Source organism: Bradyrhizobium sp. UFLA05-112 (genome assembly GCF_053572325.1).
This window is the reverse complement of record NZ_JBANBK010000079.1, coordinates 12,331-27,101: the sequence shown is the minus strand read 5'-3', so window position 1 is coordinate 27,101 and position 14,771 is coordinate 12,331. Positions and strand designations below refer to the sequence as shown.

Here is a 14,771-nt window from a genome sequence, read left to right as displayed (position 1 = left end):
ATGTGTATAAGAGACAGCCTAGCTCCCGCGATAGGTCGAATAGCTCCAGGGCGTGACCAGCAGCGGCACGTGGTAGTGGCCCTCGGGCTCGCTGATCGCAAAACGCAGCGGAATTTCGTCGAGGAACGGCGGGTCCGACATCGGCACGCCGCGCGTGGCAAAATATTTGCCGACGCTGAAGCGGAGCTCGTAGCGGCCGATCGGCAAGGGCCGGCCGCCGATCAGCGGCTGGTCGGTACGGCCATCGTGATTTGTGACGGCGCGCACAATGACGCGGCTCTCGCCGAGAGAAGCGAGCTCGACAAGCTCGACCGCGATGCCCGGCGCAGGCTTGCCGCTGTGATTGTCGAGCACATGGGTCGAGAGCCGGCCGTGGACCTTCAGGCGATCATCGGCGACTACGTGCTGGTCGAGCCGCAACGCAGCGATGCGGCAGATCTCCGCGATCGAGCGCCCTGTCTCGGTCTCGGCGTCGTTCGGCAGCCGCTGCTCGAAATCGCGCAGGATGGAATCCTTGGTATGGCGGCGCACGCAGACGATATAGGGGATGCCGAACTTTGCGCGATAGGCATTGTTGACGCGTTCGAACGCCGTGTATTCGGCGTCGGACAGGCGGTCGAGCCCGACGCTGTTCTGCTCGGCATTGGAGTCTGCGGTAAGACCTGCCGCACGTTGCGTCTTGTCGGCGAGATCAGGATGCGCCTTGATCAGCGCGAGTCGCAGCTCTGCCACGGCACTTTCGACCGCCGCCGTCATCGCCGCGAACAACTGATTGACCCCGGCAAACGGCCGCTGATCCGCGACGCGCTCGGCGATCCATGGCGAGTGCTCGAAAATGTTGGCGAGCGCCGCGACGAAGTCGGCTTTGCTTGCAGCGTTGAGATCGGACAGAGACAGTTGCGACATCGCCGCCCGCCTCAACCAATCTCGAACGCATCGTCGGCGAGATGGGCGAGATTATCGTGCCAATGACGCGCGATCTGCAGTCGGGTCGGCACCCAAACGTGCTCGTGCCCGCCGATATAGTCGAGAAAGCGCATCAATCCCGCCGCGCGGCCGGGACGACCGACCAGGCGGCAATGCAGGCCCACCGACATCATCTTCGGCGCGCTCTCGCCTTCGGCATAGAGCACGTCGAAGGCATCCCTCAGATAGGTGAAGAACTGCTCGCCCTCCGCAAAGCCCTGCGCGTTGATGAAGCGCATGTCGTTATTGTCGAGCGTATAGGGGATGATGAGCTGCTTGCGGCCGGAGCCCTTGACCCAATAGGGCAGATCGTCGGCATAGGAGTCGCAGAGATAGAGGAAGCCGCCCTCTTCCATCAGCAGCCGGTTGGTGTTGATCGAGGATCGACCGGTGTACCAGCCGAGTGGCCGCGCGCCGGTCGCCTCGGTATGCACGCGGATGGCCTCAGTGATCTCGGCGCGCTCCTGCGCCTCGGTCATGTCCTTGTGCTCGATCCATTTCAGGCTGTGGCTGGCGATGTCCCAGCCCGCCTCCTGCATCGCGGCGACGATCTCCGGATTGCGTTTCAGCGCCGTGGCAACGCCAAACACAGTGGTCGGCAATTTGCGCATCGTGAACATCCGCCACAGCCGCCAGAAGCCCGCGCGCGACCCATATTCGAACATCGATTCGATGTTGGCATGGCGCTGGCCGGGCCAGGGCTGCGCGCCCAGCACGTCGGACAGGAACGCTTCCGAGGCGCGGTCGCCGTGCAGAATGTTGTTCTCCCCGCCCTCCTCGAAGTTGACGACGAACTGCACCGCGACGCGGGCCCCGCCCGGCCAATGCGGATGCGGCGGGTTGCGGCCATAGCCGCGCAGATCACGGGGATAGCGGGGTTCTGGCAACTCAGACTTCCTCGAAGCGGATCGGCAGGGCGCCCTTCCACAGCACGCTCTTGCCCAGCGTCGCCAGATTCTCAAGACCCGACGTCAGCGTGATGAAGTGATTACCGGCCAGCTGGCCCATCTTGCTTGCAAAGTGCACGCCACCATAGGCGAGCAGGATCTCGGTCTCGCTGATGCCACCGGGATAGAGGATGATCTGGCCCGGCGCGGGATAGCTGGTGTGGTTCTCGTAGCCGACGCCGAAATCGAGGTCGCCGAGCGGCATCCACACGCCCTCGCCGCTCCAGCGCACGTGGATGATGTGGCTTTCGAACGGCATGGCTTTACGGAATGCGGCGACGGTCTTCGGCGCCAGTTGCTCCTCGAAGCGGGCATCAAAGGTGAAATCGCCGGCGCGAATAACGAGTTTGCTCATCTCATCTCTCTAGGTGGGAAGGCTTTGGCCCTCCACGGGGAACCTTCACGCAAAGAGCATCCCAGCAGGACCAACGCAAGTGGGGCGTCACCTGCGGTCATAAGACCAGCCGAAAATGCCGCTCCGCCGCGTTTCCGGCTCAGCCTCGGCCGCCGGCGGGGCCACCTCCTTCAGTTCCGCCTGCGGCGGAGGTGACGACGGCGCCGGCAGGTTCTCGCATTTCATGGAATAGACCAGCTTGCCGTCCGCGGTACGCCCGACCGGCGCGCAAGGGTCGGGGCGCACCGCCGTCGCGGCTTTCGGCGGCTGCTTCATCTGCGCTGCGGTGGGCGAGGCCACCAGCGCCAAGACCAGTAAATATTTCCACATCGGTGTGGCTCGATACATCAACTGGTCCCCATTCAAGCGGATCGTGCTCGCCAAGTCCATCAGGACCATCCGCGCCATTGCCGAATATTTAGCCGCGACTAAAATTTTGGCTCGCCGCTTCGTGATGGCCGAAACCGTGATATTCGGCGAGACGCATCGCCATCTCCGAAAAGCGGCGACACCGGCACGAGACATTTCTCTCGGGCGGCGTCCGACTAGGGAGACCAATGATGCGAACAACAACACTGACCGTGCTCGCCACGACGCTGCTCGCGTCCCTGACGATCCAGACGGCCTCAGCAAGTCAGCGCCACCACCCCCGCAAGGCCCCCGTCCCCGCTACCCAGTCCTTCCGCGACTCCAGCGCTGCCGTCTGGCCGACCGAGCCACGCGAAGTCGACTGGTGGCGCTACTCGACCGGCGCGCTCTCGGCGCCCGCAGGGCGGTGATTGCTAGGCTCGCACGACCATACTGCCAGATCCGTCATCCCGAGGAGCGAGCCGGGGGCGCAACGCGCCGTATGGGGAGCCTCGAAGGATAAACGCGACAACACCAGCGATACCGGGAGAACGTGATGGCGATCAACAACGTGGCCGACCTCTTCGTGGCAACGCTCGAGCAGGCGGGTGTCAAGCGGATCTATGGCATCGTCGGTGACAGCCTCAACGGCCTCACGGAAGCGCTGCGCCGCCGTGGCACCATTGAGTGGGTGCATGTGCGGCACGAGGAAGTCGCAGCGTTTGCCGCCGCAGGCGAGGCCGAGATGACGGGCAGCCTTGCAGTATGCGCCGGCTCCTGCGGACCGGGCAATCTGCATCTCGTCAATGGTCTGTTCGATGCCCATCGCAGCCGCGTTCCGGTGCTCGCAATCGCAGCGCAGATTCCCTCGGCCGAGATCGGCGGCGGCTATTTTCAGGAGACTCATCCGCAAAATCTATTCCAGGAGTGCAGCCACTATTGCGAGCTGATCTCGGATCCAAGCCAACTGCCTTACGTGCTGGAAAACGCCATCCGCGCGGCGGTCGGACTGCGCGGAGTTGCGGTCGTGGCCATACCTGGCGACGTCGCGTTTCGCGCGCCACCTCAGCGTGCTCTGGCGACCGCGCGGGGCCTGGCGCTGTCCCCACCAAAGATCGTGCCCGAGACCAACGAACTGGAGGCGCTGGCGTCTCTCTTGAACGGAACGGAGCGCGTCACGCTGTTCTGCGGCCGGGGATGCGCCGGCGCGCACGCACCGCTGATGCGGATGGCCGAGACCTTGAAGAGCCCAATCGTGCACGCGCTTGGCGGCAAGGAGCATGTCGAATACGACAATCCCTATGACGTCGGCATGACCGGCTTCATCGGCTTCTCGTCCGGTTATGCAGCGATGCATGCCTGCGACGTGCTGCTGATGCTGGGCACTGATTTCCCCTACAAGCAGTTCTTCCCGACTGACTGCCAAATCGCGCAAATCGACATCAGGCCGGAAAATCTCGGCCGACGCTGCAAGCTCGACCTCGGCGTGGTCGGCGACGTCAGGCTGACCATCGAGGCGCTGCTGCCGCTGTTGAAGGTCAAGACCGAGCGGCGGCACCTCGACAATGCGATTGCGCATTACAAGAAGGCGCGCGAGGGCCTCGACGCGCTCGCGGAGGGCACCCCGGGCCGCAAGCCGATCCATCCGCAATATCTCGCGAAGGTCATCAGCGATCATGCGGCGGACGATGCGGTGTTCACCGCGGATGTTGGCACGCCGACCGTCTGGGCGGCCCGCTATGTGCAGATGAACGGACGCCGCCGGCTGATCGGATCATTCGTGCACGGCTCCATGGCCAACGCCATGCCGCAGGCGATCGGCGCGCAGGCGGCACAGCCGGGACGTCAGGTCATTTCGCTATCGGGCGACGGCGGCTTCACCATGCTGATGGGCGACCTCATCACGCTCACCCAGATGAAGCTGCCTGTGAAGGTCGTCGTCTTCAACAATGGCGTCCTCGGTTTCGTCGCGCTCGAGATGAAGGCTGCAGGCTTCGTCGACACCAACGTCGATCTGGAGAATCCCGACTTTGCGGCGATGGCGCGCGCCATGGGCATCATGGGTCGTCGCGTCGAGGACCCGGGCGAGCTCCCGGGCGCGATGCAGGAGATCCTGACGCATAACGGACCGGCACTCCTGGATGTGGTCACCGCCAAGCAGGAGCTCTCTATGCCGCCGACTATCACCCCGGAGCAGATCAGGGGCTTCAGTCTCTGGGTCCTGCGTGCCGTCATGAATGGCCGCGGCGACGAAGTTCTCGATCTCGCCAAGACGAACCTGTTACCTCGCTAGAGACGCGCTTGTCCACGCGAGCTCTGGCGGCAGGCCCTTGTGATCAGTACGGCTGATAGTAGCGCGGACCACCATAGTAGGGACCGCCGCCGGAATAGCCGGGGCCGTAATACGGACCCGGGCCATAGTAATAGTTGTTCTCATAGTAGTCCCGCCGGCGCTGCTCGGCGATCGCACCCGCGATCATGCCGGTCGCCGCGCCCATGAAGGCGAGGCCGGCGGCGCTCGGTCCGCGACGGTAATAGCGGCGCCGTGCGGCGCTGAAGTCGGTCGCAGCGGCGGAAGCCGGGGCCACTGTGGCAGCCTTCGAAAGTGACGTGCGTGACTCGGCAGCCGAGGGCACCACCGGCGCCGCGACAAGGACGAGGCCAGCGAGCGTGGCCAGCAGGACGCTCCTGCTCTTCAAGGACATCATGGCTTTATCCGTCATCTGAGCATCCTCTGTTCGCGCTCAAAGAACCAAATTTGCAGATATGCAAACGATACATAACCCACAACCCAGCGATGTGGTTGCCTGATCGCGGCAATCCGCCGCGCCAATTTGAACGATTGTAAAGCTGCCTGGCAAAATCCGGCTTGATCGATTTCAGCGGGGCCGTTATCAAACCGGCGCGCTGTTCTTCGGCGCCGCAAGCGTTACACGTGAACCAACGCATCAACCGACGTGGTCGGGATCGATGCATTTTTCAGGGTTCAACGTGACTGTCGCGTCCTTTTCCCAAAGAGATCAGATGATTGCGGTTCGCAAACTGCCGCCGCGCTATGCGCCTGTCGTCATGCCATTGGTGCTTTCCATCCTCATGACGGCCGTGGTGTCGACCATTTCAACTCTGAAGAGCCTTGGACCTACCCCCCTCTTCCTGGTGACGTGGCCGGCGGCCTAGGGTCTGTCGTGGCTCGTCGCCTTTCCGACGTTGCTGGTGGTCCTGGCACTGGTCCGCCGGATCGTCGTCGCCTTCGTGGTCGCCCCCTCCGCGGACTCGCCCCGCTAACCGGCGAGGATCGCGGCAGCGCCCGCCGTCCCCCGCGCTTACCTCGCATGAACCTGGATCAAATGACTTCAGACCAAACGGCTTCTGCCGCAAATCCGGAGACGCTGACCCGGCATCGCCCGCTGCTGCTCTATATCGGCTCCAACACATTCTCGGAATTCGCTCACAACATCGCCACCGTCGCCTTGGGCTGGCAGATCTATGAGCTGACCGGCAGCGCCTTCTACCTCGGCATGGCGGGCCTCGTGCAGTTCATCCCGAGCGCAATTCTCGATCGCTACGACCGCCGCCGCATCGTTCAGCTTTGCCAGGTCATGCAGGCCTTGGCTGCAGCCTGGCTCGGCGTACGGGCGCTCGCGGGAACGGTGACGGCGCCGGAGATCTTCGTGGTCCTTGCCATTCTCGGGTTCGCCGGCGCCTTCGAAAGCCCGGCCTCCTCTGCGCTGCTGCCGGGCGTCGCACCGGATGGCATGCTCCAGCGCGCGACCGCCATGGCGACCGGCACACGGCAGTTCGCCACGATCACGGGTCCCGCGCTCGGGGGGTTCGCCTACGCACTCGCACCGGGCGCGCCCTACGGCATCATGGCGCTATGCTCGCTGCTGGCCGGAATGCTCGTCGGCGCGATCGAGCTCGAACGTTCCGCCGACTCCGAGCCGCCGAACCTCGCGGAATTGTTCGCGGGCCTTGCGTTCGTGCGCAGCAATCCCGCGATCCTCGGCACGACCTCGCTCGATCTGTTCGCCGTGCTGCTCGGCGGCGCGACCGCGCTGCTTCCGATCTATGCCAAGGACATTCCATGGGCGCTCGGCGTGATGCGGGCAGCGCCGGCCGTCGGCGCGCTTCTGATGACGGCGGTGATCGCGCGCTATCCGATCGCGCGTCGCGCGGGCCTGCGGATGTTCCAGGCGGTGATTGCGTTCGGGCTAGCCACCATCGTCTTCGCGCTGTCGCAAACCGTGTGGCTGTCGATCGCTGCGCTGATGGCCATGGGCGCGGCCGACACGATCAGCGTCATCGTCCGCGTCGCGCTGGTACAGCTCGCGACACCCGATGCAATGCGCGGCCGCGTCGGCGCCGTCAACTTCCTCTTCATCAACGCCTCGAACCAGCTCGGCGAATTCGAGAGCGGCATGGTCGCTGCCCTGCTCGGCGCGATGCCGGCTGCATTGCTCGGCGGCATCGGCACCATCGCAGTGGCGCTGTTGTGGATGAAGCTGTTCCCAATCCTGCGCCAGGTCGACCGACTGGAGTGAGATCGGCCCTCGATCCCCAAGGACGGCGTACGAGGGCCGAGATAAACAGCCGTCCCGACGACTATTGTTGTGCGGACTCCAGTTGCACTGGAGACGGCCGCCGGGCAGCCGCAGGCGGGGTGGGAGCGGCCTGGGCCGGCTTGCGTGACGAAGCCGGAACCGGGTGCGGCGGAGGCACGGCAGCAGCGGCCGTCTTCGGGCGCGTGTTCGAATCGGACGCCTGGTGAACAGTCTTTCCCGCCGCCTGGTCAGCCGCATTGACCGGCGTCCTGGTATCGGGCGTTTTGGCGACAAGACGCGCCATTTGCTCCTGGCTCGCTTTCAACTCGTCGGCAACCCTGAGGCTGTCGGCCGACATTTGCTCCTGGTTCGCTTTCAATTGGGCCTGGCTTGCCTTGAGCTGCTCGATGCCCTGCTGCACGTTGGCGAGATCGCTCGCCATCTTCTCGAGCAATTCCGTCACCTGCGGAGGAAGCGCGGTCACGGTCGGCGCGACCGCCTCCGGGACGGCCTGAGCGGGAGGCTCCGGTTGCGGCGATGCGGGTGATGCCTGGGCCAGCTGAACAGCCGGCGGGCCGGGCTGCGCGGCAAGCACGGGCTCTGCTTGCGAGGGTGATGATAGTGCAGCATGCAGCGGTGCCCAGCCGGCGATCACCTGCCTGAGTTGATCACCGTGGGATGATTGCGAGACCAGGGCCGCGGTGCCAATACCCGCGGCCAGCACGAGGCCGACCAGGCCGCGAAGCACTGGCCGGCGGCGCGACGGGCGGCTGCGCGTGTCATCGCGCTCCTCGCGCTCCAGCCTGGAAAGCTGCTCGCTGGCCCGCGCGATCTCTTCATCCACGCTTCTGATCTTCTCGTACGTATGCGTGAGCTCTTGGTCCATTCGCGCGGACAGCGCAAAATGTGGCTCGGCTTGTGTCGGGTTTGACACGGAATTCATTGGCGCTCCTACCCCAGCCCAATGTCGCCCCGAAGGACGTTCTTCGCATTTCCGCTTGGCTGATCATCGCCGACGCGGTTTGTCTAAAGCAAGACCCCATCATGGAAAGTGTGGGGCCGGGTCGAGACGAACGCCGCGGGCACCCCTCCTCCAATACCGCTACGCGCTACGACAACGCGCCCAGCACGCCGCGCGTGGCCTTGTCGATCTCCTCGACATAGCGGCGGCGGGCGAAGGTCTCTGTGAGGAAGCCGATCACCTTGCGGCTATCGGCGGATTCGACCACCGCGAGCATCTCCGCCTCGGCCTCGTCGAACACCGCCATCGCGCTTTTTATGTTCATTTCCGGGATCAGCACGATGTCGGTGTAGCGGGCGAGCTCGATCACCTGGATGTCGTCGGCGATGGTGTCGAGGTCGCTGGAGAACAGGTCGGGCAACATGACGAGGCCGACATATTCGTCGGCGTTGTTGACGACGACGATGCCCGGCCGCGAGCCCAGTGCGAATTCGCGCCGTGTGGCGGCAATCGTCGTCGAGGACGGCACCTTGCCGACGTCGCTGCGCATCATCCGCTCGACCGTGAGGTTTCGCAGCCAGCCGACGTCGTTGGCACTGCGGATGGTCTCGCCGCGCAAATGCAGGCGCCAGGTCGAGAACGAATGGCCGAACATGAAGCGTACGCAGATCGAGGTCACGATACAGCCCGCCAGCACCACGGCAGTGACGTCGACATTGCGCGTCATCTCCAGCACCAGGAACGACATCGTCAGGGGACCGCCGACGATGGCGACCCCGAGCGTCGCCATGCCAGTGAGCATCGCAACCAGCGGATCGATCGCGAAACTGGGGCTGATCAGCAAGAGCACGGCGGCGAAGAATTTTCCGATCAGGCTGCCGACGAACAGCGAGGCGAAGAATAGGCCGCCGCGGAAGCCCGATGCGAGCGAGATCAGACAGGCTGTCAGCTTCAGGGCGATGATCAGCGCGATCAGGCCGATCGTCATGTCGTGAAACAGATCGAGCACCATCGCGCCGTGGCCGGCCGCCAGCACCTGCGGGGTGGCGACCGCGAAGGAGCCGACGATGAGGCCGCCGATTACCGGGCGCAGCCAGACCGGTAGCCAAGCGAACAGGCGCTCGAACGTCGAGGACGAGCGCATCACGGCTATGCCCACGCCGCCGGTGACGAGCGCGAGCCCGATCAGCGCCAGATATTGCTCAATGCCGACCGTGCTCACCTTCGGTATCTCGATCGAGTACGGCGCGCCGCCGAGCCACTGCGCGGTCAACGCGCCGGCGAGCGAGGCTGCCAGGATCGGAGCGGCGCTGCCGACCGCATAGACGCCGACGATCAGCTCGCAGGCATAGAACGCGCCGGTGATCGGTGCGCCGAAGGCGGCGGCGATCGCAGCCGCGGCGCCGCAGCCGACGATCAGGCGGAGATCGTTGCGTCGAAGGTTGAAGAACTGACCGAGCAGCGAGGCGATGCCGGAGCCGATCTGGGTATAGCCGGCCTCGAGGCCGACGGAGGCGCCGCAGCCGTTGGAGATCAGCGTCTGGCTCGAGACCACCACGCTGTCGCGCAGGGACAGATTGCCGCCCCGCAGCGCGTTGGCCTCGATCGGGTCGACGGCACTGGAGATCTTCAGCCGCCGCCGCGACCATTCCATCATCCCGAGCGCCAAGCCACCAAGGGCGGGCGCGCTCAGCGCCGCCCACGGGTTGACATAGGCGTTGGCGGACAGCCGCACGTCGACGGGAATGCCGAAGATCAGGACGTGGGCGATCTGCGCGATCTCGGCCATCAGCGTCACGACGCCGCCGGTGGCGATGCCGATCAGAAGCGCGAGCGGGATCAGGTAGAATTCATTGCTGCGCAGGAGGGCGCGGATGCGGACCAGCATCCGGTTCGATGCCTTGTTCGATCCCTTGTGCGATCTCTTGCGATCGACGATGTGCCTGATCCGCGCGAACACCGGCGAGGCTCTTCTATTCTGCGGCCATGCCGTCGCCGGCCATGCGCTGTGTTGTCATCGGGATCGGCGTCCTGGCGATGCGCGCGTTCCGCGCTCTTATCGATCCGAGTTACGTCAAAGCCATGAGGCTGCGCAAGAGAAAGCCGACGATGGCATGTCCGGCTCGGGAGCTGCAAGAAAATTGCAACAAAATCAACACATTGATCTCACGGCAGGCTGGCGCGGACCGCGGCGATGCCGTTCAGGACGAACTGCACCGAATAGGCCGCAAGCAGGATGCCGAGCAGGCGCGAGAGCACGGCGTTGCCGGTCCGCCCCAACGTGCGCGCGATCAGGGTCGAGGCGGCAAAAGAGATCATGCAGAGCAGGCAGACCAAGAGGATGACCGCGATGTTGATGCCGAGCCGGGCGGCGTTGCCGGCGTCGCCCGAGAGCAGCAGCGTGGTCGCGATCGCGCCGGGGCCGGCCATCATGGGGATCGCCAGCGGAAACACCGCAACGTCGGAGGCATGCTCGGACAGCGCCTTGTCGGCCTCGCGCGCCTCACGCTGCGGCCGGTCGCCGAAGATCATGCGGTAGGACACGCCGAACAGCAGCAGCCCGCCGGCGATCTGGAACGCCGGGATGCCGATCCCGAGTTGGCGCAACAGCCAGTTTCCGATCAGCGCGATCACGACCAGGATCGAAGCCGCGATCAGCGGCGCACGCCAGGCGACGGTGCGCTTGACCGCTTCCGGCATGCCGGCGGTCGCGGCCAGGAAGGCCGGCACGAGGCCGACGGGATCGACCACCAGCAGCAGGGTGACAAACGCCGACAGGGCAAGATCGAGCATGCGCGGCAGCGTCTCCCGTAGAACGATGACTGTCGGAACCGACTTAGCCCACCAACGCCAGCTTGAAAACCAGAGGAGTCGATCATGAGCAACAGCGCGATCGGCATGCTCCTGGCGGATCGCCGCCTCGTCGCGCCGATTGGAACTTTGGGCCAGCCTCATGTCTTGATCGCCTGAGGATTGAGGAAGCAGACGCCTTCCCGTCGACCTCAAGAGGAGGATCCATGGTCAAACGAGCAAAGAAACGAGCAACGAGGACATCGAAGGCGCGGCGCGCACGCCCGACGCCAAAGACGCTGAACGACCTGTTTCTCGAAACGCTGAAGGATATCTATTTCGCCGAGAACAAGATCATCAAGACATTGCCGAAGATGGCGAAGGCAGCGCATTCAAAGGATCTCGCCGCCGCCTTCAACAAACACCTCAAGGAGACGCAAGGCCAGGTGAAGCGCCTCGACCAGGTGTTCAAGATGCTGGGCAAGCCCGCGCGCGGCAAACCTTGCGAAGCCATCAACGGTATCGCGGACGAAGGCGCGGAGATCATGAAGGAGTTCAAGGGCGCGCCGGCTCTCGATGCGGGGCTGCTCGCGGCAGCGCAAGCCGTCGAGCACTACGAGATCTCCCGCTACGGTACGCTACGCACCTGGGCCGAGGAACTCGGCATGCAGGACGCGGCACGCCTGCTCCAGCAGACGCTGGACGAAGAGGAAGCGACCGACCATACGCTGACCGAGCTTGCGACCTCCGTGATCAACCTCGAAGCCGAAGAGCAGTACCGGGCGGCGGCCTAGAGGCTGCCCGCGGCGGCCAGGCAAATTGGCAACAGACGGCGCCGTGTGCGATGCAACGGCGCCGGAGCATTTGAACGGGCAGCACAGGCCGCTTGGCCGCCCAGTCAACCTGGCAGGCTGGTGCTGGATTTCCCCGGAACCAGCACCATATGCAGGCTTTCCAATTCCAGAGCCCGCGCCATGCAACCTAAAAACCCCCTCGACTGGATGCTTTCCGAAGCCCTGGAGCAGTTCAATCGCGGCGAGCGATTGCGCCAACAGTTCGGTCGCCAGGAGTCCTGCTGGGAGCCGCCGATCGACGTGCTGGAGACCGATCGGGAGCTCCTGATCCTGGTCGCCCTTCCCGGCGTCGATCCCGACAATGTCGAAACGGTGATCCATGACGGCGTGCTCGTCATCTCCGGCCGGCGCACGCTGCCACCGGAGCTGCGCAATGCCCGCATCCATCGGCTCGAGCTGCCACAGGGGCGTTTCGAGCGCCGCATTGCCCTGCCAGTCGGACGCTATGCCATCAGCCGCTTCGTGATGGACGGCTGTGTCGCGCTGCGCCTCGCCAAATCCGCCTGAGGTCGACCATGGCCAACGAACAGACCGAAACCACTGTGACCACCGAAGCCGCCAAGATTCCGGACGACGCGCTGATCGTCATCCCCGTCCGCAACATGGTGCTGTTTCCCGGCGTGATCGCGCCGATCGCGATCGCGCGGCCGAAGTCGATTGCCGCCGCGCAGCAGGCGCTGCGCGAGCAGCGGCCGATCGGCATCGTGCTCCAGCGCAACGGCGACATCGACGACCCCGCGCCGGACGATCTCTACCGGATCGTAACCATCGCCAACATCGTGCGCTACATCACCGCGCCTGACGAGACCCATCATATCGTCTGCCAGGGCGTGCAGCGCGCGCGTATCCTCGACTTCCTGCCGGGAACGCCGTTCCCGGCCGCGCGCGTGCAGCAGATTCCGGAGCCGAGCACGACCTCGCCGGAGATCGAGGCGCGCTTTCTCAACCTGCAGCGCCAGGCGATCGAGGCGATCCAGCTTCTACCGCAGGTGCCGCCAGAGCTTGTGGCGATGTTCCAGGGCACGACAGCGCCTGGCGCGCTGGCCGATCTCGCCACCGCCTATATGGACATCAAACCACAGGACAAGCAGGAGGTCCTTGAGACGATCGATCTCTCGGTCCGCATGAACAAGGTGTCGAAGCGGCTCGCAGAGCGGCTGGAGGTCTTGCGCATCTCCAACGAAATCGGCCAGCAGACCAAGGCGGCCTTCGACGAGCGCCAGCGCGAGGCGATTCTGCGCGAGCAGATGGCGACCATCCAACGCCAGCTCGGCGAAGGCGACGGCAAGGCGGCGGAAGTCGCCGAGCTGACCGAGGCCATCGCGAAAGCAAAAATGCCGCCGGAGGCAGAAGCGCATGCGAAGAAGGAGCTGCGCCGCTATGAGCGCATGCCGGAAGCGGCCGGTGAAGCCGGCATGGTCCGCACTTATCTGGACTGGCTGATCGAACTGCCCTGGGCGCTGCCCGAGGAAAAGCCGATCGACATCGCGGAGGCGCGCCGCATCCTCGACGCAGACCACTATGGCCTGGAGAAGATCAAGAGCCGCATCATCGAGTATCTCGCGGTACGCAAGCTCGCGCCACAGGGCAAGGCGCCGATCCTGTGCTTCGTCGGCCCGCCCGGCGTCGGCAAGACCTCGCTCGGCCAGTCCATCGCGCGCGCCATGGATCGCCCGTTCGTGCGCGTCAGCCTCGGCGGCGTGCACGACGAGGCCGAGATCCGCGGCCACCGCCGCACCTATATCGGCGCGCTGCCCGGCAACATCATCCAAGGCATCAAGAAGGCAGGTAGCCGGAACTGCGTGATGATGCTGGACGAGATCGACAAAATGGGCCGCGGCGTGCAGGGCGATCCGTCGGCCGCAATGCTGGAGGTGCTCGATCCCGAGCAGAACGGCACGTTCCGGGACAACTATCTCGGCGTGCCCTTCGACCTCTCGCGCGTGGTCTTCATCGCCACTGCCAACATGCTGGACTCGATCCCGGGACCGCTGCTCGACCGCATGGAGCTGATCAGTCTTGCCGGCTACACCGAGGACGAGAAGCTCGAGATCGCCACGCGCTATCTGGTGCGGCGTCAGCTCGAGGCCAATGGCCTGACGACAGAACAGGCCGAGATCGAGCCGGAGGCGTTGAAGCTGATCGTCAAGGGCTACACGCGCGAGGCCGGTGTGCGCTGGCTGGAGCGCGAGATCGGAAAGGTGTTTCGGCATGCGGCGGTGCAGATTGCCGAGGGCACCGCGACCAAGGTCGTGGTCACGCCGAAGGACATCACGACCGTGCTCGGCCAGCCACGCTTCGAGGGCGAGATTGCGCTACGCACCAGTGTGCCCGGCGTTGCCACGGGGCTTGCCTGGACGCCGGTCGGCGGCGACATCCTGTTCATCGAGGCGACGCGCGTGCCCGGCAGGGGCAGCCTGATCCTGACCGGCCAGCTCGGCGACGTCATGCGCGAGAGCGTGCAGGCTGCGCTGACGCTGGTGAAGAGCCGCGCGACCCAGCTCGGCATTGATCCGGCGCTGTTCGAGAAGAGCGACATCCATGTTCACGTCCCGGCGGGCGCCACCCCGAAGGACGGCCCGAGCGCAGGCGTTGCAATGTTCACGGCGCTGACCTCGCTGCTGACCAACCGCACCGTGCGCAACGACACCGCCATGACCGGCGAGATTTCCTTGCGCGGCTTGGTGCTCCCCGTCGGCGGCATCAAGGAGAAGGTCGTGGCGGCCGCAGCGGCAGGCCTGAAGCGGGTGATGCTACCGGCGCGCAACAAGCGGGATTTCGACGACATCCCGAAGAGCGCGCGCGAGAGCCTGGAATTCATCTGGCTCGAGCGGGTCGACGAGGCAGTCGCCGAAGCGCTTGACCCGGCCAAAGCACAGGTCGAGGCAGCGGAGTGAGAACGGTGATGACGATGGCGTTGAAAAGAACAAAGACCAGACGGACGGTGCAGCGGTTGCGGCAATGGCTCGA

At 64.9% G+C, this 14,771-nt stretch carries 14 protein-coding genes and 1 pseudogene; 7 read left to right on the top strand and 8 right to left on the bottom strand.

Annotated elements, in window-relative coordinates; translation table 11 throughout:
• Positions 1 to 18 precede the first annotated feature (18 nt).
• The 4 genes from uraD to SO180_RS33135 form a co-directional block, all read right to left on the bottom strand.
• Positions 19 to 906, bottom strand: coding sequence for a 2-oxo-4-hydroxy-4-carboxy-5-ureidoimidazoline decarboxylase (gene uraD / locus SO180_RS33150; protein ID WP_449383036.1), 888 nt, complete (start codon positions 904 to 906; stop codon positions 19 to 21).
• An 11-nt stretch (positions 907 to 917) separates the two neighbouring features.
• Positions 918 to 1,853: an allantoinase PuuE gene (gene puuE / locus SO180_RS33145; protein ID WP_449383025.1), complete on the bottom strand. Its 936-nt coding sequence runs from the start codon at positions 1,851 to 1,853 to the stop codon at positions 918 to 920.
• 1 nt (position 1,854) lies between these two features.
• Positions 1,855 to 2,268: a DUF3830 family protein gene (locus SO180_RS33140; RefSeq protein ID WP_027528380.1), complete on the bottom strand. Its 414-nt coding sequence runs from the start codon at positions 2,266 to 2,268 to the stop codon at positions 1,855 to 1,857.
• 87 nt (positions 2,269 to 2,355) lie between these two features.
• A complete protein-coding gene (locus SO180_RS33135) occupies positions 2,356 to 2,637 on the bottom strand; it encodes a hypothetical protein (protein ID WP_449383035.1) in 282 nt (93 codons plus the stop codon).
• A gap of 230 nt (positions 2,638 to 2,867) precedes the next feature.
• Here SO180_RS33135 and SO180_RS33130 point away from each other — a divergent pair, with 230 nt between their 5' ends.
• Together SO180_RS33130 and poxB are read left to right on the top strand one after the other, a co-directional pair.
• Positions 2,868 to 3,086 (top strand): hypothetical protein, encoded by a 219-nt coding sequence (locus tag SO180_RS33130; protein ID WP_449383024.1) that lies wholly within the window; start codon positions 2,868 to 2,870, stop codon positions 3,084 to 3,086.
• 125 nt (positions 3,087 to 3,211) lie between these two features.
• Positions 3,212 to 4,948 (top strand): ubiquinone-dependent pyruvate dehydrogenase, encoded by a 1,737-nt coding sequence (poxB, locus tag SO180_RS33125; protein WP_449383023.1) that lies wholly within the window; start codon positions 3,212 to 3,214, stop codon positions 4,946 to 4,948.
• 43 nt (positions 4,949 to 4,991) lie between these two features.
• On the opposite strand, the gene SO180_RS33120 is transcribed toward poxB, so the two are convergent.
• Positions 4,992 to 5,378: a hypothetical protein gene (locus tag SO180_RS33120; protein ID WP_449383022.1), complete on the bottom strand. Its 387-nt coding sequence runs from the start codon at positions 5,376 to 5,378 to the stop codon at positions 4,992 to 4,994.
• Between the two features lie 301 nt (positions 5,379 to 5,679).
• On the opposite strand from SO180_RS33120, the pseudogene SO180_RS33115 reads away from it, so the two are divergent.
• Together SO180_RS33115 and SO180_RS33110 are read left to right on the top strand one after the other, a co-directional pair.
• A pseudogene (locus SO180_RS33115) lies at positions 5,680 to 5,940 on the top strand (DUF2798 domain-containing protein).
• A gap of 62 nt (positions 5,941 to 6,002) precedes the next feature.
• Complete coding sequence (locus tag SO180_RS33110) at positions 6,003 to 7,196, top strand: MFS transporter (RefSeq protein WP_449383021.1); 1,194 nt, start codon at positions 6,003 to 6,005, stop codon at positions 7,194 to 7,196.
• A gap of 61 nt (positions 7,197 to 7,257) precedes the next feature.
• Here the strand turns inward: SO180_RS33110 and SO180_RS33105 are convergent, their stop codons facing one another.
• The 3 genes from SO180_RS33105 to SO180_RS33095 form a co-directional block, all read right to left on the bottom strand.
• The gene (locus tag SO180_RS33105; RefSeq protein ID WP_449383020.1) at positions 7,258 to 8,082 is read right to left on the bottom strand and encodes a dihydrolipoyllysine-residue succinyltransferase component of 2-oxoglutarate dehydrogenase complex; all 825 of its coding nucleotides are present in this window, start codon (positions 8,080 to 8,082) and stop codon (positions 7,258 to 7,260) included.
• A gap of 223 nt (positions 8,083 to 8,305) precedes the next feature.
• The gene (locus SO180_RS33100) at positions 8,306 to 10,117 is read right to left on the bottom strand and encodes a chloride channel protein (RefSeq protein WP_449383019.1); all 1,812 of its coding nucleotides are present in this window, start codon (positions 10,115 to 10,117) and stop codon (positions 8,306 to 8,308) included.
• Between the two features lie 206 nt (positions 10,118 to 10,323).
• Positions 10,324 to 10,950: a MarC family protein gene (locus SO180_RS33095; protein WP_449383018.1), complete on the bottom strand. Its 627-nt coding sequence runs from the start codon at positions 10,948 to 10,950 to the stop codon at positions 10,324 to 10,326.
• A gap of 224 nt (positions 10,951 to 11,174) precedes the next feature.
• Between SO180_RS33095 and SO180_RS33090 the strand changes: the two genes are divergently transcribed.
• From SO180_RS33090 to lon, 3 genes are all read left to right on the top strand, one after another.
• Positions 11,175 to 11,741, top strand: a complete 567-nt coding sequence (locus SO180_RS33090) for a YciE/YciF ferroxidase family protein (RefSeq protein ID WP_449383017.1) — start codon at positions 11,175 to 11,177, stop codon at positions 11,739 to 11,741.
• 180 nt (positions 11,742 to 11,921) lie between these two features.
• Positions 11,922 to 12,308, top strand: coding sequence for an Hsp20/alpha crystallin family protein (locus SO180_RS33085; protein WP_449383016.1), 387 nt, complete (start codon positions 11,922 to 11,924; stop codon positions 12,306 to 12,308).
• A gap of 8 nt (positions 12,309 to 12,316) precedes the next feature.
• Positions 12,317 to 14,698 (top strand): endopeptidase La, encoded by a 2,382-nt coding sequence (lon, locus tag SO180_RS33080; protein ID WP_449383015.1) that lies wholly within the window; start codon positions 12,317 to 12,319, stop codon positions 14,696 to 14,698.
• Positions 14,699 to 14,771: the final 73 nt, after the last annotated feature.